Origin of the sequence: Mumia sp. Pv4-285, assembly GCF_041320275.1 — a bacterium.
Lineage (GTDB): Bacteria > Actinomycetota > Actinomycetes > Propionibacteriales > Nocardioidaceae > Mumia > Mumia qirimensis.
In genome coordinates, this window is the sequence record NZ_CP162023.1 from 1180725 (window position 1) to 1198696 (window position 17972).

Here is a 17972-nt window from a genome sequence, read left to right on the forward strand (position 1 = left end):
GTGAGTCAGGCGTGGACGGGTCAGGCGACGTACGGCTTGGCGTCGACGATCTCCACCGTCACCTCGCGGCCGTTCGGGGCCTCGTACGTGGCGGTGTCGCCGGCCCGCTTGCCGAGGATCGCGGCGCCGAGCGGCGACTGGGGCGAGTAGACGTCGGTGTCGACGGAGGCGTCCAGGCTGAGCATCTCGCGGGACCCGAGAAGGAAGGTCTCGGTGTCGTCGTCGCCGGAGAACTTGATCGTCACGACCATGCCGGACTCGACCAGACCGTCGTCGGCACGCTGCTCGCCCACCTCGGCGCGACGCATCATGTCCTCGAGCTGGCGGATCCGGGCCTCGGACTTCCCCTGCTCCTCGCGGGCGGCGTGGTAGCCGCCGTTCTCCTTCAGGTCGCCCTCGTCGCGGGCCTCCGCGATCTTGGTGGCGATCTCCGTGCGTGCCGGCCCGCGAAGATGGTCCAGCTCGGCCTGGAGACGGTCGTACGCCTCCTGGGTCAGCCAGATCGTGTTCTTCTCAGCGTTGGGCGTCGTCATGGGGATAGCTCCTCGGATGTAACAAACCCCAGACATCACGCCTGGGGCTGGAAAACATCGAGCCTAGCAAGCCTCGGGCCCAGCGCCAAGGACTCAGTCGAGGAGTCGGCACTCCTGGACGACCGCGGTCACCGCGCGGCGCTCGGTCGCGACCACGTCGGTGACGATCGACTCGTCCCCGTCCGTACGGGGGACGTCGAAGGTCGTCTCGCCCACGTACGTGTGGTCGGCCGCCTGTGCTGCCACGTCGCACTGGGCGGGATCGCCGGACGAGTGGTCGACCCGGATCGTCACCGAGATCGCATGGTCCGACGTGACCTCGTAGGCCATCACGTCGGCGTGGAACCGGTTGCTGTTGTACGCGTCCGAGACGAACCACGCAGCAACGACGCCCAGGGTCACTCCGACGACGGAGATGATCGCCCACGTGCGCCGTGACAGCGGCTTGCGGCCGCCGTACCGGGTGGTGGACAGGTCGGGCTCCGTGCTGGGCATGACACCATTGTGACTGAGTGAGTCACGCGATCGACCGGAGGACTGCTGTGGCGGAGAAGCTGCGCCTGATGCACGTGCACGCCCATCCCGACGACGAGTCGAGCAAAGGGGCGGCATCCACGGCGAAGTACGTCGCCGAGGGTGTCGACGTGCACGTGGCGACGTGTACGGGTGGCGAGCGGGGTTCGATCCTGAACCCCAGCTTCGAGCACCCCGGGATCCTCGAGAACCCCGAGCTGATCGGCGAGATCCGCCGCGAGGAGATGGACCGGGCCCGCGAGATCCTCGGGATCAAGCAGGACTGGCTCGGCTTCGTCGACTCGGGCTGGCCCGAGGGCGATCCGCAGCCCCCGCTCCCCGAGGGCTGCTTCGGACTGGTCCCCGTCGAGGACGCCGCCAAGCCGCTGATCGCGCTGATGCGGTCGTTCCGGCCGCACGTCGTGACGACGTACGACGAGAACGGCGGCTACCCGCACCCGGACCACATCATGTGCCACAAGATCAGCGTCTACGCGTTCGAGAGGGCCGGGGACGCCGACGCGTACCCGGAGCTCGGCGAGCCGTGGCAGCCGCAGAAGCTCTACTACCACCGCAGCTGGTCGCGGGCGCGCTTCGAGGCCATCGATGCCGCCATGGAGCAGCACGGGCTCGAGCCGCCCTACCGCGAGCGGCTCAAGGAGTGGAAGTTCGACCCCGAGGACGAGAAGCGTCTGACGACGCGGGTGCCGTGCGCGGACTACTTCAGCGTGGCGGACGACGCGCTGCGGGCCCACGCCACGCAGATCGACCCGGACGGGCACTGGTTCGCGATCCCGCAGCAGGTGCGCGCCGAGGCCTGGCCGACCGAGGACTACGAGCTGGTCCAGTCCTTCGTCGAGACGACCGTGCCGGAGGACGACCTCTTTGCGGGGCTCCGCTGATCGGCAGAGTGCGGGGCTCCGCTGATCGGCAGGGTGCTGGGCTGCGGTCGCTGAGGGCGGCAGGCGCGGGCGTACGCTGGAGTCATGTCCACAGCCGTGCTCGCCGCCGCCGCGCAGACCAACTTCAAGCCTGCCGGCTGGGTGGCGCTCCTGATCATCCTGGGGCTGTGCGTCGGCCTCTTCTTCCTCATGCGCAGCATGTCCCACCAGATGAAGAAGGTGGACTTCGACGAGAAGGCCACCGAGCGCCCGCGCCGGGTCGTCCCGCCGCGCGACGAGGAGTGAGTGCGCTCAGCGTGCGATGCGTCGGCTGGCGGCGATCGCCGCGGCGGCGATGCCGATCGCACCAACGGCGATGACCGCGAGCATCACCGTCACCTGACCCCAGCCGCGGTCTGCCGCGTCCAGGAAGTCGTACGGCACGGGGATCGGCGGCTCGCCCTCCGGACCCACGAACTGCGGCGTCGAGACGCCCGCCCGGAGGAGCGTGTAGGCGACCCAGGCGACCGGCCACACCAGGAACCACCACGCGCGTCGCTCGAGGCGGGGCCGGAGCAGGAAGAACCCGATCACGGAGCCGACGGGGACGAGCGTGTGGTGGACGAGGTTGTACCAGACGTCGATGCCCACCAGCACCTGCTGCCCGGCGAGAAGCAGGTGGTAGACGACGCCGGTGATGACGATGCCGACCAGGCCGGCGAGGTAGACCGGCTGCCACCAACCGTCGATGCCACCGCGCAGCGCGATGACGGTCGCGGTGAGCAGCACGAGGATGTTGGACTCGATCGTGAAGTACGAGAAGAAGTTGACGAGGCTGCGGCCCTCGTCGGCCACCCGCATCGCCTGACCGACGGTCGCCCACAGGCCGAGTGCAGCCATCACGCCGAACCAGACCCGGGTGCGCGTCACTCGGGTACGGGTCTCTGCGTCGTGCACGCGCTCAATCTAGCCTGACCCGGAAGCCTCCTGCGGGACTGTCGGTGCGGTGCGCGAGGCTGGTGCCGTGGCTGAGAGACCTGAGGTCCCCGTCGAGATCCTCGACCGCCTCCGCGCGACGTTCTCAGGGCTTCCGTCCTGCGACGAGGAGGACGCCTGGGTGGGTGTGCGGTGGCGCGTCGGCACAACGACCGTCGCGCACGTCTTCGGCGGCGAAGACGGGCTGTTCCGCATCACCTTCCGCGCCGAGCCGGGAGAGCTGATGGCGTTCGAGCAGCTCGGCCCGCCCTACTTCCGCGCCGAGTGGGGAGACAACGTCGTCGGGATGCTGCTCGACGACGCCACGGACTGGGACGAGCTCGCCGAGCTCCTCGTCGACGCCTACTGTCTCCAAGCGCCTGCCCGGCTCGTCGAGCAGGTCGAGAGGCCGTCGGATTCGAGCACGCCACCGCGCTGAGTCGTTTCGATGCCAGTCAAATACCCTACGGCTTGGACCAGCGCTCGTGGTAGGTCTGGATCGACCGAGAGGCGAACCCTCGGCCGCAGGCCACGAGGAGGACCTATGTCGTCGTACCACCGGACCATGATCGTGACGGGCGTCGTCGCCGCTTCGGCGATGATGGTGGGCACCACCGGCGCCGCCCCCGGAGCGAGCGCCACGGAAGAACCGGGGTCGTCCGCCCGAGCCGCCTCGGTCGAACGCATCGCGAGCGGGCTCGACAACGTGCGCCAGCTGAGCGTCACCCCGGGCGGCCGGCTCCTGGTCGCCGAGGCCGGGCACGGGAAGTGGCGCTCGAGAGCATGTCGACCGGGCGCCGCGCTCGACATGCTGTGCTTCGGGCTCTCCGGGCGAGCGTTCTCGATGAAGGTGACCGGACGGGACAAGAAGAGCGTGCTGAAGCGCATGCCGTCGGTGCGCGAGGCGTCCGACTCCTACTCGAGCGGGCTCAACGGGATCGACAAGGCACCCAACGGCTCGATCTACGCGACGGTCTCCTCGATGGTGGGCACTCGACCCAGCATTGCGAAGAAGCTGCGAGGAAAGCTGATCAAGAAGTCCCGGAGCGGCAAGATCCGCGTCGTCGCGAACCCCGTGGCCCTCGCCCGCCGCCACAACTGGCTCGGCCGCTGGGGGTCCGAGGCGACCGACGTGATCGCACTGCGAGGGCAGGTCCTCGTCCTCGACGCGGACGCCGGCGTGGTCCTGCGCTACCGCAAAGGACGTCTGACCCTCTGGCACAAGCCGCCTCAGGCCCCGGGGACGCCGTCCTACAACGCCGCGCGTGCTTCCGCGATGTCGATCGGAGCGGACGGGTACGTCTACGTGGTCGTCCGAAGCATCCAGTCCATGACGAGCCGCGTCGTCAAGCTTCACCCCAACGGGCGTGTCCTGCGGACGTGGGAGGGCCTGCCCCGGGCGACGGCGGCGACGGCGACGGCGAACGGCCAGGTGTGGCTCCTCCAGGACGGGACCGCCTGCGGCCGGCCGACGACGTACTGCGCCGAGGGCGTCATGCCGATCGACGCCAGCGGGAAGCCGTCCGCGCCGGTGCTCCGGATCAACAACACCGGCACGATGGTCGCGGCCAAGCGCAGCCTCTTCGTGACGCGCTACCCCAACGAGACCAAGCGGCCCATGCAGCCGGGCCGGAAGTCCGGCCGGGTGCTGCGCATCAATCCCTGAGGTCTGACGGTCGCTCGGCCGCGGGGCGCGAGTCCCTGAAGGCGGCCGAGCGACCAACCCTCAGCGGCGCTTCACGTAGCGCGCCCAGCCGAAGCAGTACGCGCCGAACGCCGCGAGGCCGACCGCCACGAGCGTGAGGAGATACGGACCGAAGGGCTGGTCGCGCAACGTCTTCAGCGCGTCGTCCAGCCCGCCGGCCTTGTCTGGGTCGTAGTCGATCGCTGCGAGGACGAACAGCACACCGATGATGGCGAGGGCGATGCCCTTCGCCACATAGCCGACCTGGCCGAGGCGTACGATCGCCGTCCCGCTGGTCCCGCTGGTGGCCGACGACTTCAGGTCGTTCTCGAACTTGCGGGAGATGCCCCGGTAGATCTGGTAGATGCCTCCGGCGACGATCGCGACGCCGATGAGCGCCACCAGCCAGCGCCCGGCGGGAGCACTCATGACCTTCGCGGTCAGCGTCTCCTCGCTGTTGCCGCCGCCTCCACCTCCTCCGGTGGCCGACTGGAAGGCGACCACACCGAGCACCGCGTACAGCACGGCTCGGCCGGCGGCCTTGGCCTTCTTGAACGCCTTCTTGGCGCCGTCCTCCTCGGCGAAGCCCCAGATCGCGTCGGAGATCTGCCAGAGGACGAGCGCGACGAACCCGACCGCCGTGATCCACAAGATGGCGACACCCACGGGGTTGTCGGACATCGACTTCAGCGCGCCGCCCTGGCTGGCGTCCTCTCCGCTCCCGAACCACGCGACCTGGATCGCGATCCAGGCGATCAGGAGGTGCACGATCCCGTAGGCGACCAGGCCCACCTGCGCACCCTTCTCCAGGGCCTTGCTGTTGCGGACCTCGCGGCCCGCCTGCTTGCTGCTGCTCGTCATGTCTGGCACGGACGCAGCCTGCCACCTCTGCGGGATCCTGTCAGGACCCGGGATCCAAGGTCCTGACGCCTCCCCTGACAGAACGGGGTGCAGACCCTACCGTCGAGCGATGGACCTCACACGGCGGAAGGCGGTCGAGGACGTCGTCCACCAGAACGACGCCCCGCCGGCCGACATCGATTCCGAAGGTCGGCTGCACCAGGATCTTCGCGCGCGCGACCTCGTCGGGTTCGGCATCGGGATCGTGATCGGCACCGGCATCTTCACGCTCACCGGCCTTCAGGCGAAGGAGAACGCCGGCCCTGCCGTGATGGTGTCGTTCCTGATCGCCGGCGTGGTGAGCCTGCTCGCGGCCCTCTGCTACGCCGAGCTCGCGGCAGCGGTCCCCACGGCGGGGAGCTCGTACACCTACGCCTACACGACGATCGGCGAGGTGTTCGCCTGGGTGATCGCGTGGGACCTCGTCCTCGAGTTCGCCCTCGGCGCCGCCGTCGTGGCCCGTGGCTGGTCCGGCTACCTCGCAGGCGTCTTCAACCTGCCGGACCGCTGGTTCGCCGAGGAGGGGTCGGTCGTGAACGTGGGCGCCATCGCGATCGTCCTCGTGCTCGGGTGGGTCGCCATCCGCGGGATCCGGGAGTCCAAGTGGCTCACGAACGGCCTGGTCGTGATCAAGGTGTCGATCTGCGTGTTCGTGATCGCGGTCGGCGCGTTCCACATCGATCCCGCGAACCTTGTGCCGTTCGTCCCGCCGGCCGAGCCGAGCACCGGTGACTCCTCGGCCGACGGACTCCGTGCCCCGCTGTGGCAGTTCCTGTCCGGCGTCGAGCCGACACAGTTCGGCATCGCCGGCGTGCTCGTCGCGGCAGCCGTCGTCTTCTTCGCCTACTCGGGGTTCGAGGCGGTGGCGAACCTCGGCGAGGAGACCCGCGAGCCCGCCCGTGACATGCCGCTGGGGCTGCTCGGCACCATCGGAATCTGCACCGTCCTGTACGTCGGTGTCTGCCTGGTCGTCACCGGGATGGTGGACTACCGCGACCTCAGCGAGAGCGATGCCGTCGCGGACGTGTTCGACCAGGTCGGACTCGAGTGGGCGGGCCTCCTCATCGGCATCGCGGCGGTTGCGGGCCTCACGTCGGTGATCCTCGTCGACATCGTGGCGATGGGACGCATCGGCTTTGCGCTCGCCCGCGACGGGCTGCTCCCACCGGTGTTCGGACGGGTCCACGGCCGCTGGGGCACTCCGGTCCTGATGACGGCGGCGACCGTCGGCTTCGTCGCCCTCCTCGCCGGACTGGTGCCGATCACGGTCCTGGCCGAGATGGTGAGCATCGGCACGCTGTTCGCGTTCGTCGTGGTGGCGGTCGCCGTGGTGGTCCTGCGCCGGACCCGCCCCGACATGCCGCGCCCGTTCCGTACGCCGCTCGTCCCGCTCGTCCCGATCCTCGCGGTCGCCTGCTGCGTCGGGCTGATGGCGAGTCTCGCGGTCGAGACGTGGCTGCGCTTCCTGGTGTGGCTGCTGATCGGCTTCGCGGTCTACTTCGGGTACGGCTACCGCCATGCCCGGCTCGCACGACGGGCTGCCGCCAAGCCCTGACAGGCGCCTACGGTGGAGGTATGGCCAACCGACTCAGCCGAGCCACCAGCCCGTACCTCCTCCAGCACGCCGAGAACCCCGTCGACTGGCACGAGTGGGGCGACGAAGCACTTGCGCTCGCGGCCGAGCGCGACGTCCCGGTGCTGCTCAGCGTCGGCTACGCCGCATGCCACTGGTGCCACGTGATGGCGCACGAGTCGTTCGAGGACGAGGCGACCGCCGACTACGTCAACGCGCACTTCGTCCCGGTCAAGGTGGACCGGGAGGAGCGGCCGGACGTCGACGCGGTCTACATGCGGGCGACGACCGCGATGACCGGTCAGGGCGGCTGGCCGATGACGGTGATGCTGACACCGGGCGGGGACCCGTTCTTCGCCGGCACCTACTTCCCGCCGGAGCCGCGGCACGGGATGCCCGCGTTCCGTCAGGTGCTCGAGGCGGTCGTCGACGTGTGGGAGAACCGGCGCAGCGACGTCGACCGGATCAGCGCCGAGGTCGTCTCGCACCTGGGTGCTCTCGAGGCCGGCGATGGGCCGGCGCTGGACGCGGAGGCGCTCGACCAGGCGGTGCGCGGGCTGGCCGCGCAGTACGACGCCGTACGAGGCGGGTTCGGCGGTGCGCCGAAGTTCCCGCCGTCGATGTGCCTGGAGTTCCTGCTGCGCGCCGCCGCGCGCACCGGGTCGGGCGACGCGCTCGCGATGGTCGAGCACACCTGCGAGGCGATGGCGCGGGGCGGCATGTACGACCAGCTCGGCGGGGGCTTCGCGCGCTACAGCGTCGACGCCGACTGGGTGGTGCCGCACTTCGAGAAGATGCTGTACGACAACGCGCTGCTGCTGCGGGTCTACGTGCACCTGTGGCGACAGACCGGGTCCGAGCTGGCTCTGCGGGTCGTGCGCGAGACGGCCGACTTCCTCGTGACCGACCTTGCGACCCCCGAGGGCGGGTTCGCCTCCGCCCTCGACGCCGACACCGACGGCGCTGAGGGCACGTACTACGTGTGGACCCCGCAGCAGCTCGTCGATGCCCTCGGCGACGACGACGGGGCGTGGGCGGCGGGCACGCTGTCGGTGACCGAGTCCGGCACCTTCGAGCACGGCGCCTCCACGCTCCAGCTGCGCGAGGACGCCGACGATCCCGCCCGCTGGGCGTCGGTGCGCGAGCGGCTGGCGACGGCGCGCCGCGCGGAGCGTACGGCCCCGGCGCGCGACGAGAAGGTCGTCGCCGCATGGAACGCGCTCGCGGTCACTGCCCTCGCCGAGGCCGGAGTCCTGCTGGACGAGCCGGAGTACACGGATGCCGCCGTCGTCGCCGCGACACTGCTCGCGACCGTGCACACCGACGCGGACGGACGCCTCTTGCGGACGTCTCGGGACGGCGTGGCCTCGACGAACGCCGGTGTGCTGGAGGACTACGGGTGCGTCGCCGAGGCGTACGTGGCCGTGCTCGGAGTGACGGGTGACGCAGTGTGGCTCGAGCGGGCGACGACTCTGCTCGACGCGGTGCTCGAGCACTTCGCGGTTGGTGTGGACAGCGCCGTCGGGGCGGAGACGGGAGCGGGCGGCTTCTACGACACCGCCGACGACGCGCAGCGGCTGGTCGTACGCCCGCGCGACCTCAGCGACAACGCGACCCCGTCGGGCACGTCGTCGGTCGCGACTGCGCTCCTGGCTGCGGCGGCAGTCACGGGGGAGGACCGGTTCCGCACTGCAGCCGAGGATGCCGTCCGTTCCGCCTCCGCGCTCGCGACGGGCGCGCCGCGCTTCGCCGGGTGGACGCTGTCGGTCGCCGAGGCGATGCTCGCCGGCCCCCTCGAGATCGCCGTGGTCGGTGACGGCGAGGACGCCGCAGCCCTGCACCGAGCCGCGCTCGGCCTCGCGTCACCGGGTGCCGTCGTCGTCGCGGCCCCCGTCGGGACGCCCCTCCCACTGTTCGCCTACAAGGACCTCGTCGACGGAAGGGCGGCGGCGTACGTGTGCCGCGGGTTCGCCTGCGAGCGCCCGGTGACCGACCCGACGGCGCTGACCGGCTAGCGGCCGCCTGACGGCAGATCAGCCGAGGAGGTCGTCCGGCGACAGCGTCACCGGGAAGGGGTGCTCGAGCTGCGCCGCCTCGGCTCCGACGACGCGAGCGACCTCTACGTACTCGTCTCCCTCGAGGTCCCAGCACTTCAGCGAACGCTCGTACGGGTCCGGGTCGACCACCCAGTACGACGCGGCGCCGGCGTACTCGTAGCGCGCCTTCTTCAGCAGGAGGTCGATCGTGCGGGTGCTGGGCGAGATCACCTCCACCGCGAGGACCGGCGGGGCGGACAGAATCCGGCCGTCGACCTCCGCACGGCGTGCGACGACGACGTCCGGTCGGACCACGCAGTCCTCGGCGAGCACGACGTCGAGCGGGGACACGAAGACCTTCATCTCGGGAGGGCAGACCGCGCGGAGCAGCACGGTCAGCTCCAGGACGGCCTCCTGGTGCTCGGTCGACGGCGCGGGTGTCACGATCAACGAGCCGTCGATGATCTCGTAACGGTGGCCGTCGTCGGGAATGGCATCAAGGTCGGCACGCGTCAGCGGCCGTCCCGGGGGAAGTCCGATGGGGTGCGGCGTCATCTGCCCACCCTAGGCCCACCCCGTCAGGCTGAGTACGCGGCGATCGAGATGCCCACGTAGTGCACGACGAACGCCGCGATCGTCAACGTGTGGAACACCTCGTGGAAGCCGAACCACCGGGGGAACGGATCCGGGAACCGCAGTCCGTAGACGACGGCTCCGAGTGAGTAGAGCCCACCCCCGACGATGATGAGGACGAGGACCGCGGTCGACGAGGCAGCAGCGAACTCGTCGAGCCACAGCAGCGCGGCCCACCCGAGCAGCACGTAGATCGGGGTGTAGAGCCAGCGGGGCGCCTCGACCCAGAGCACCCGGAAGGCCACCCCGCCGATCGCGCCGACCCACACCAGCGTCAGCAGGATCGCGGCGTCGCGGGGCGACAGCAGGATCAGAGCGAAGGGGGTGTAGGAGCCGGCGATCAGCAGGAAGATGTTGGCGTGGTCGAAGCGCTTGAGCAGCACCTGCGTGCGCGGACCCCACCGGCCGACGTGGTAGAACGCGCTCACCCCGAACAGGAGCAGAGCGCTCACCATGTAGACGGCGACCCCGGCCTTCGGCTTGGCGCCGGGAGCGAGCACGAGGAGGACGACGAAGGCAGCCAGAGCGAGAGGCCAGGTGGCGGCGTGCAGCCAACCGCGCAGTCTAGGCTTGATCTCGACGACGGCATCGTGGATACGATCGCCGACGGGGTAGGGGACAGCCTGCTGGTTGCTCACACAGAGACCTTAGCCAACGAACCTACGCAATCGTAGGTAAGACTCCTCACGAGAGGCCGATCGGTGTCGGTACGAGATCTGCTCTACTCGGCGTACGAGCGTCAGCTGCTCGGCAGGCTCCGGCCGGATCAGGTCCCGGGACACGTCGGCGTGATCGTCGACGGCAACCGGCGTTGGGCGAAGGGCGCGGGAGGCGACGTCGCCAGCGGATACCAGGCCGGCGCCGACAAGATCATCGAGTTCCTCGGTTGGTGCGACGACCTCGACGTCAAGGTCGTCACGCTCTGGCTGCTCTCGACCGACAACCTCCAGCGGCCCGAGCCGGAGATCCGTGCGCTCCTCGGGGTGATCGGCAGTCTCGTCGACAAGCTCACTGCGGCGCAGCGGTGGCACGTCCGACTCATCGGCAACCTCGACCTGCTCCCCGCGGACCTCGCGGGCTCCCTCGAAGCCACCGCCGCGTCGACCAGCGGCGTCGACGGCATGGAGGTCAACCTCTGCGTCGGCTACGGCGGCCGCCAGGAGCTCACCGACGCCGTACGCTCCCTGCTGCGTGAGCAGTCCGAGCAGGGGCGCACGATCGACGAGGTCGCGGAGGTCCTCGACGTCGAGCACATCGCCGAGCACCTCTACACCAAGGGTCAGCCCGATCCCGACCTCGTGATCCGCACCTCCGGCGAGCAACGCCTGTCGGGATTCCTGCTGTGGCAGAGCGTCCACAGCGAGTTCTACTTCTGCGAGGCGTTGTGGCCCGCGTTCCGGCGGGTCGACTTCCTGCGGGCCATCCGCTCGTACGCGGAGCGTGAGCGCCGGTTCGGTCAGTGAGGTACGGGGTCGTCGTCCTGCTCGGCATACTCGGCGGGCTCATCTTCTGGCTCAGCGTGAGCAGCTATTCGATCGCGTCGGCAAACGCGGAGGCCGACGCGTTCGATCGCCTTCGTGCCGGTGAGGGCGTCACGACGACCGGCACGATGACCGGGACGACGGAGCGCCGGCAGGCGGCTCGCCGCAGGATGGTCATCGTCCAGTGCGCCGTCTACACCTACCCCGACGGCGGAGGCAAGGGCACGCTGACCCACGGGTGCGCTCGCGACCCCGACGATCTCCCGGAGCTGGGTTCGACGGTTCCTGTCATCTACGACCCCGAGGGCTATGCGGCCTTCGTGAACACCGACGAGACCGGCGAGCGCCTCGACAGTGCCCGTGCGACCGCGCCTTGGTATCAGTGGGGCGGGCTCGCGCTGGCCGTGCTCTGCGGGTCGGTGGTGCTCTGGAGCGTGGTTCGTGGGTTCGTACGCCTTCTGCGCGGGACTCCGAGCACGTAACCAGACGTTCATCCGGACGGTGGCGTGTCGCAATGGATCGCGCCCGCGCGCGGCGTAGCGTCGTGCTCGTCGGCGGGGCCACCTCTCGTCGGCACCGGGAGGCCCTCCGTGCACCACCGATCGCTCGGCGCAAGCGCTGGTCCGGTGCGCACGTGGGGAGGTCGGCCCGCCCCCGGGCCTGCTGCCCTGAACCCGGCTCCATTCGCGAGAGAGTGAGCCGGCGCGGGGATGCGCGCGGGCTCGTACGAGGAGATTGCCGTGGCTGCTGACATCACCACCACGTACGTGATCGACACCAGCGTGCTTCTCGCCGACCCGCGGGCGTTGACCCGGTTCGCCGAGCACGAGGTCGTCATCCCGGTCGTCGTGATCACCGAGCTCGAGGACAAGCGGGCTCATCCCGAGCTCGGCTACTTCGCCCGCTCGGCGCTCCGTCTCCTCGACGAGCTCCGCGTCCGCCACGGCACGCTCGACAGCCCGCTCCCGGTCAACGACGAGGGCGGCACCGTCCGTGTCGAGCTCAACCACACCGACTCCAGTGCGCTGCCGTCGGGGTTCCGGCTGGGGGACAACGACACCCGCATCCTGTCGGTCGCGAAAAACCTCGCCGACGAGGGCAACGCCGTCACCCTCGTCTCCAAGGACCTGCCGATGCGGGTCAAGGCGTCGGCGATGGGGCTCCCGTCGGAGGAGTACCGCGCCGAGCTCGCCCTCGAGGCGGGATGGACCGGCATGGTGGAGCTGGAGGTCGTCGGCGAGGACGTCGACGCCCTCTACGAGAGCGGCGTCGCTGACCTGCCGGAGGCGCGCGACCTGCCCTGCCACACGGGCCTGGTCCTGTTGTCGGAGCGGGGAAGCGCCCTCGGACGCGTCACGGCGGACAAGCGGGTCAAGCTCGTCCGCGGCGACCGCGAGGCGTTCGGTCTCCACGGGCGCTCCGCCGAGCAGCGGGTCGCGCTCGACCTGCTCCTCGATCCCGAGATCGGCATCGTGTCGATGGGTGGCCGCGCCGGCACCGGCAAGTCGGCTCTCGCGCTGTGCGCCGGGCTCGAGGCCGTGATGGAGCGCAGGCTCCACAAGAAGGTCGTCGTGTTCCGGCCGTTGTACGCCGTGGGCGGCCAGGAGCTCGGCTACCTGCCCGGCTCCGAGGCCGAGAAGATGGGGCCCTGGGGGCAGGCGGTCTTCGACACGCTCGGTGCGGTCACCTCCGGCGACGTCCTCGACGAGGTGATCGACCGCGGCATGCTCGAGGTGCTCCCGCTGACCCACATCCGCGGACGCTCGCTGCACGATGCGTTCGTGATCGTCGACGAGGCGCAGTCGCTCGAGCGCAACGTCCTGCTGACGGTGCTCTCCCGGATCGGCGCCAACTCGCGGGTCGTCCTCACGCACGACGTCGCGCAGCGCGACAACCTGCGAGTCGGCCGGTACGACGGTGTGGTGGCCGTCGTCGAGAAGCTCAAGGGACACCCCTTGTTCGCCCACGTCACGCTCACCCGCTCCGAGCGCTCGCCGGTCGCAGCGCTGGTGACCGAGATGCTCGAGGACACCGCGCTGTAGGCGTCGGCAGGCTCGACCAGCGAGAGGTCTCGGAAGGCCCGGACGTCCAACGACGTCCGGGCCTTTCCTCGGTCTGCAGGGATCCCACCGTTGTGGTTCAGTGATGGGAGTCACGTACGTAGGCGCCCGTGAGGTGCAGCAACGGACGGGAGCGGTCGATGGGGATCAGGGCTCGACGGCGAGTGGCGGCTGTCGCCGCGATCGCCGGTGCGGCGGCCGGGCTGGCTGCGTGCGGTGGGGAGTCGAGCGGCAGCACGCCGACGCTCAACTGGTACATCAATCCGGACGTCTCGAACCTCGAGGCGTACGTCACCGACGCCGACGGCAACCAGGCGCCCGGCGGTCAGGCGTACCTCGCACTGAAGTGCTCCGAGGAGTCGAACGGCGCCTACGACATCAAGGTTCGGCTGCTGCCGAACGACGCCTCCCAGCAGCGCGAGCAGCTCGTCCGCCGCCTCGCGGCCGAGGACGACTCGATCGACCTGATGAGCCTCGACCCAGCGTTCACGGCCGAGTTCGCCAACGCCGGTTTCCTCGAGCCGATCCCGGAGGAGGAGCAGGCCCAGCTGTCGGAGGGCATGCTCGACGGCGCGATCGAGGCGGCCACGTACGACGACAACCTGATCGCCGTGCCGCTGTGGTCGAACACCCAGATCCTCTGGTTCAAGAAGTCGGTCGCCGAGAAGGCCGGACTCGACATGACGAAGCCTGTGACGTGGGACCAGATCATCGACGCCGCCGAGCAGACGAACACCACGGTGAGCGTGCAGGCGAAGCGGTACGAGGGCTACTCGGTGTGGATCAACGCGCTGATCTCCGGTGCCGGCGGCCAGATCCTGGAAGACCCCGAGGCGGGCAAGGACGCGGAGATCACCGTGGACACCCCTGAGGGCAAGGCGGCTGCCGAGGTCGTCTCCAAGCTGGGCAACTCCCCGGCCGCGCCTCCGGCACTGTCGAACGCCGACGAGGGCGGCACGGTGGCGTCGTTCTCGGCCGCGGACGGTGGCTTCCTCGTCAACTGGACGTACGTCTACTCCGACCCGAACGTCGCCCCGTTCAAGGACGACCTCGGCTGGGTCCGTTACCCGGCGACCACCGAGGGCGACGAGAGCCGGCCTCCGTACGGCGGCATCAACATCGGCGTCTCGAGCTACGGCAAGCACACCGATGCGGCGTACGAGGCCGCCGCGTGCCTGACGTCGGCCGAGAGCCAGAAGACCTACGCGCAGGCGTCGGGCAACCAGCCGGCGCGCTCGGCGGTCTACGACGACCCCGAGATGAAGAAGGCGTTCCCGATGGCAGCCCTGTGGCGCGAGAGCATCGACGCTGCTGCGCCGCGGCCGCTCACACCGTACTGGAGCGACATCAGCACGGCGCTCTACTCGAGCTGGCACCCGCCGTCGTCGGTCGACCCCGACACCACTCCGGCGGAGTCGCAGCAGTACATCGAGGACGTTCTTCAAGGCAAGGCTCTGCTGTGAGAGGCGCTGCTGTGAGCGGGAGGCGATGACGATGGCGAGCACGACGACGCTCGAGCCGACGAAGGCCGCGCCAGGCGGGCGGCGTACGAAGACACGCACGCCGGAGAGCGCGGAGAACCGGCTGGGCTGGAAGCTCGCCGGCCCTGCGGTCGCGGTGATGCTGCTCGTGACCGCGTGGCCGATGCTGCGAGCGCTGTACCTGTCGCTCTTCAGCTACCGCCTCACGGACCCGGACAACCGCGAGCTCGTGGGCATCTCCAACTACGGGGTGGTCCTGTCGGACTCGCTGTGGTGGCGCGCGGTGGGGGTGGCCGTGTTCATCATGGTGGTCACCGTGGCGGTCGAGCTGGTGATCGGCTTCGGGTTCGCGATGGTGATGAACAACATCCTCGTCGCCCGCGGCCTGGTCCGAGCCTCGATCCTCGTGCCGTACGGCATCATCACCGTCGTCTCGGCCTACGCCTGGCTGTACGCGTTCCAGCCCACCACGGGGTTCGTCAACCAGTGGCTGCACCTCGACCCCGGCACCAACCTGTTCGACGACTTCTGGGGCTCGATCTTCGTCATCTGCCTGGCGGAGATCTGGAAGACGACGCCGTTCGTGTCGCTGCTGCTGCTCGCCGGGCTCTCGCAGGTCCCGAACGACGCCATCGAGGCGGCGACCGTCGACGGCGCGACGTGGCGCCAGCGGCTGACGAAGGTGATCCTGCCGTCGATGCGTGCCGCGATCATGGTCGCCGTGCTCTTCCGCGCGCTCGACGCGTACCGGATCTTCGACAGCCCGTTCATCATGACCGGCTTCGCCAACGGCACCGCACCGCCGTCGGGTCTCGTCTACAACGCGATGATCCAGCGCGTCGAGCTCGGGCTCGGATCGGCCATGTCCGTGCTGTTGTTCCTCTCGGTCCTCATCATCGCGTTCGGGTTGATGAAGCTGTTCCGGGTGGACCTGAGCCAGGTGAGGGGAGACTGACATGTCGCCGCGACGCAAGTCCCGTGTGCTGTGGTCGCTCGTCGCGATCGTCATCGGGCTGATCTTCGCCGGAGCGGGGCTCTGGCTCATCGACCGGCCGGACCTCTGGCTGTGGTTGATCACCGGCACCGTGTTCGTGCTGACCGGCGCCGTCGGCCTGGTCATGGGCGAGAAGGCTCCCCACATCTCGTGGGGCTCCATCGTCGGCGCCGAGCTGATCGTGCTCTACACGCTGACCCCGGTCGTCTATCTGGTGTCGCTGTCGCTCAAGGGCGGCAACGCGGACGTGAACCAGGGAGGCTTCCTCCCGCACGACCCGAGCTTCACCAACTACGACACCGTCTTCCAGTTCAGCCTGTTCCAGCACGCGCTGTTCAACTCGTTCGGCATCTCGATCATCTCGACGGTCATCTCGGTCGTCCTGGCCACCTTCGCCGCGTACGCGGTCGCGCGGCTGCGGTTCCGAGGCAAGAAGTTCGTGCTGTCGATCGCGTTGGCGATCGCGATGTTCCCGGTGGTCGCACTCGTCGGTCCGCTCTTCGACATGTGGCGTGCGATCGGCATCTACGACACGTGGATAGGCCTGATCATCCCGTACCTGTCGTTCACGCTCCCGATGTCGATCTGGGTGCTCTCGGCGTTCTTCCGCGAGATCCCGTGGGAGATGGAGCAGGCCGCCGAGGTCGACGGGGCGACGGCCTGGCAGGCGTTCCGGAAGGTGATCGTGCCGCTCGCGGCTCCCGGTGTCTTCACCGCGGCGATCATCACGTTCTTCTTCGCCTGGAACGACTTCGTCTTCGGCATATCCCTGAGCTCCACCGAGAGATCGATCCCGGTCCCTGCGTCGCTCGCGTTCTTCACCGGCGCGTCGCAGTTCGACCAGCCGATCGCGGCGATCGCTGCGGCCTCGGTCGTCGTGACGATCCCGATCTTCATCATCGTCCTCCTGTTCCAGCGCAAGATCGTCTCCGGGCTGACCTCCGGTGCAGTGAAGGGTTGATCACCATGGCCACCATCGAGATGAAGAACATCGTCAAGCAGTACGGCGACAACGCGCCGGCGGTGCGCGACGTCAGCCTCGAGATCGACGACGGGGAGTTCGTGATCCTCGTCGGGCCGTCCGGGTGCGGCAAGTCCACGCTGCTCCGGATGATCGTCGGTCTGGAGGAGATCACCTCCGGCGACATGCTCATCGGCGGCGACCGCGTCAACGACAAGCCGCCGCGCGACCGCAATCTTGCAATGGTCTTCCAGAACTACGCGCTCTACCCGCACCTCAGCGTCTACGAGAACATCGCCTTCCCGCTGCGCCTCCACAAGGGCAACAAGGAGGAGGAGATCGACAAGAAGGTGCGTGACGCTGCCGAGACGCTGGAGCTGACGGAGTTCCTCGAACGCAAGCCGGCGAACCTCTCCGGCGGCCAGCGGCAGCGGGTCGCGATGGGCCGCGCGATCGTGCGCGACGCCCAGGCGTTCCTCTTCGACGAGCCGCTGTCGAACCTCGACGCGAAGCTGCGTGGCCAGATGCGTACGGAGATCGCACGGCTGCAGCGCAAGCTCGGCGTCACCACGGTCTACGTGACCCACGACCAGACCGAGGCGATGACCCTCGGCGACCGCGTCGCGCTGCTCAAGAAGGGCGTGCTGCAGCAGGTCGCGACGCCGCGCGAGCTCTACGAGAAGCCGGTCAACCTGTTCGTGGCGGGCTTCATCGGGTCGCCTCCGATGAACATGCTTCCGGCGAAGCCGAACGGTGACCAGATGGAGCTCCCGTTCGTGACGTTCACGATGCCGCCCGAGATGGCGAAGGCGGCCGAGGGCCACGAGCTTTTGATCGCCGGGATCCGGCCGGAGCACTTCGTGGACGCAGCCTCGCCGCAACCGCCCGAAGGAGCGGTGAGCTTCAACGCGGACGTCGACGTCGTGGAGTGGCTCGGCAACGAGCAGTACGCCTACATCCCGTTCGAGGCACCGGAGCAGGTGCGTCAGACGCTCGACGACCTGGCGAAGGACCTCGACGGCGAGAAGATGCAGCAGCAGATCGTCGTCAGCCTCGAACCGACCACGAGGCTCGGAGTCGGCGAGCAGGCCGAGCTGATGATGGACGTGTCGAAGCTGCACCTGTTCGATCCCGAGACCGGGGACAACCTCATGCTCGGCGCCACGGAGAAGGAGTCGATGGGCGACAAGGTCGCGGACGGCGAGAGGCCGGTCGACCACGAGCGGCAGTAGGGACTGGTCGGACTCTCAGGGCAGATTCTCAGGAA

The 17972-nt window shown here is 69.1% G+C and carries 19 protein-coding genes; 13 read left to right on the forward strand and 6 right to left on the reverse strand.

All coding sequences use genetic code 11. The features are described 5' to 3' along the window. Positions 1-20 precede the first annotated feature (20 nt). Positions 21-533 (reverse strand): transcription elongation factor GreA, encoded by a 513-nt coding sequence (gene greA, locus AB3M34_RS05665; RefSeq protein WP_370618114.1) that lies wholly within the window; start codon positions 531-533, stop codon positions 21-23. 93 nt (positions 534-626) lie between these two features. After that, positions 627-1028, reverse strand: coding sequence for a DUF4307 domain-containing protein (locus AB3M34_RS05670; protein WP_370618115.1), 402 nt, complete (start codon positions 1026-1028; stop codon positions 627-629). A gap of 47 nt (positions 1029-1075) precedes the next feature. On the opposite strand from AB3M34_RS05670, the gene mca reads away from it, so the two are divergent. Both mca and AB3M34_RS05680 read left to right on the forward strand, forming a co-directional pair. Further along, the gene (mca, locus tag AB3M34_RS05675) at positions 1076-1948 is read left to right on the forward strand and encodes a mycothiol conjugate amidase Mca (RefSeq protein ID WP_407070175.1); all 873 of its coding nucleotides are present in this window, start codon (positions 1076-1078) and stop codon (positions 1946-1948) included. Positions 1949-2032: 84 nt separating this feature from the next. After that, complete coding sequence (locus AB3M34_RS05680; protein ID WP_370618116.1) at positions 2033-2233, forward strand: hypothetical protein; 201 nt, start codon at positions 2033-2035, stop codon at positions 2231-2233. 6 nt (positions 2234-2239) lie between these two features. Here the strand turns inward: AB3M34_RS05680 and AB3M34_RS05685 are convergent, their stop codons facing one another. Continuing rightward, positions 2240-2884, reverse strand: a complete 645-nt coding sequence (locus AB3M34_RS05685) for a Pr6Pr family membrane protein (protein WP_370618117.1) — start codon at positions 2882-2884, stop codon at positions 2240-2242. Positions 2885-2951: 67 nt separating this feature from the next. On the opposite strand from AB3M34_RS05685, the gene AB3M34_RS05690 reads away from it, so the two are divergent. Continuing rightward, positions 2952-3341 (forward strand): MmcQ/YjbR family DNA-binding protein, encoded by a 390-nt coding sequence (locus AB3M34_RS05690; protein WP_370618118.1) that lies wholly within the window; start codon positions 2952-2954, stop codon positions 3339-3341. Positions 3342-3446: 105 nt separating this feature from the next. Beyond that, positions 3447-4568, forward strand: a complete 1122-nt coding sequence (locus AB3M34_RS05695; protein ID WP_370618119.1) for a ScyD/ScyE family protein — start codon at positions 3447-3449, stop codon at positions 4566-4568. A 60-nt stretch (positions 4569-4628) separates the two neighbouring features. On the opposite strand, the gene AB3M34_RS05700 is transcribed toward AB3M34_RS05695, so the two are convergent. Then, positions 4629-5447 (reverse strand): DUF1206 domain-containing protein, encoded by an 819-nt coding sequence (locus tag AB3M34_RS05700; protein ID WP_370619952.1) that lies wholly within the window; start codon positions 5445-5447, stop codon positions 4629-4631. Positions 5448-5556: 109 nt separating this feature from the next. Between AB3M34_RS05700 and AB3M34_RS05705 the strand changes: the two genes are divergently transcribed. Together AB3M34_RS05705 and AB3M34_RS05710 are read left to right on the forward strand one after the other, a co-directional pair. Next, positions 5557-7041 carry an APC family permease gene (locus tag AB3M34_RS05705; RefSeq protein WP_370618120.1) on the forward strand — a complete coding sequence of 495 codons (1485 nt, stop codon included), beginning with the start codon at positions 5557-5559 and terminating at the stop codon, positions 7039-7041. 20 nt (positions 7042-7061) lie between these two features. Then, positions 7062-9074: a thioredoxin domain-containing protein gene (locus AB3M34_RS05710; protein WP_370618121.1), complete on the forward strand. Its 2013-nt coding sequence runs from the start codon at positions 7062-7064 to the stop codon at positions 9072-9074. Between the two features lie 18 nt (positions 9075-9092). Here AB3M34_RS05710 and AB3M34_RS05715 read toward each other — a convergent pair whose 3' ends face one another. After that, complete coding sequence (locus AB3M34_RS05715; RefSeq protein ID WP_370618122.1) at positions 9093-9650, reverse strand: Uma2 family endonuclease; 558 nt, start codon at positions 9648-9650, stop codon at positions 9093-9095. A 23-nt stretch (positions 9651-9673) separates the two neighbouring features. Then, entirely contained in the window at positions 9674-10366 is a 693-nt protein-coding gene (trhA, locus tag AB3M34_RS05720) for a PAQR family membrane homeostasis protein TrhA (RefSeq protein WP_370618123.1), read from the reverse strand. A gap of 63 nt (positions 10367-10429) precedes the next feature. Between trhA and AB3M34_RS05725 the strand changes: the two genes are divergently transcribed. The 7 genes from AB3M34_RS05725 to AB3M34_RS05755 all read left to right on the forward strand — a co-directional run bounded on the left by AB3M34_RS05725 (position 10430) and on the right by AB3M34_RS05755 (position 17937). Then, on the forward strand, positions 10430-11191 hold the full coding sequence (locus AB3M34_RS05725; RefSeq protein ID WP_370618124.1) for an isoprenyl transferase: 762 nt from the start codon (positions 10430-10432) through the stop codon (positions 11189-11191). Further along, the gene (locus AB3M34_RS05730; protein WP_370618125.1) at positions 11188-11691 is read left to right on the forward strand and encodes a DUF3592 domain-containing protein; all 504 of its coding nucleotides are present in this window, start codon (positions 11188-11190) and stop codon (positions 11689-11691) included. Before AB3M34_RS05725 ends, AB3M34_RS05730 begins: the two co-directional genes overlap by 4 nt. A gap of 258 nt (positions 11692-11949) precedes the next feature. Further along, positions 11950-13251, forward strand: coding sequence for a PhoH family protein (locus AB3M34_RS05735; protein ID WP_370618126.1), 1302 nt, complete (start codon positions 11950-11952; stop codon positions 13249-13251). Positions 13252-13409: 158 nt separating this feature from the next. Beyond that, positions 13410-14732, forward strand: coding sequence for an extracellular solute-binding protein (locus AB3M34_RS05740; protein ID WP_370618127.1), 1323 nt, complete (start codon positions 13410-13412; stop codon positions 14730-14732). Positions 14733-14763: 31 nt separating this feature from the next. After that, positions 14764-15705, forward strand: coding sequence for a carbohydrate ABC transporter permease (locus AB3M34_RS05745; RefSeq protein WP_370618128.1), 942 nt, complete (start codon positions 14764-14766; stop codon positions 15703-15705). Between the two features lie 163 nt (positions 15706-15868). Then, complete coding sequence (locus AB3M34_RS05750) at positions 15869-16705, forward strand: carbohydrate ABC transporter permease (RefSeq protein ID WP_370619954.1); 837 nt, start codon at positions 15869-15871, stop codon at positions 16703-16705. Positions 16706-16710: 5 nt separating this feature from the next. Next, complete coding sequence (locus tag AB3M34_RS05755; protein WP_370618129.1) at positions 16711-17937, forward strand: ABC transporter ATP-binding protein; 1227 nt, start codon at positions 16711-16713, stop codon at positions 17935-17937. The last annotated feature ends 35 nt before the right edge of the window (positions 17938-17972 follow it).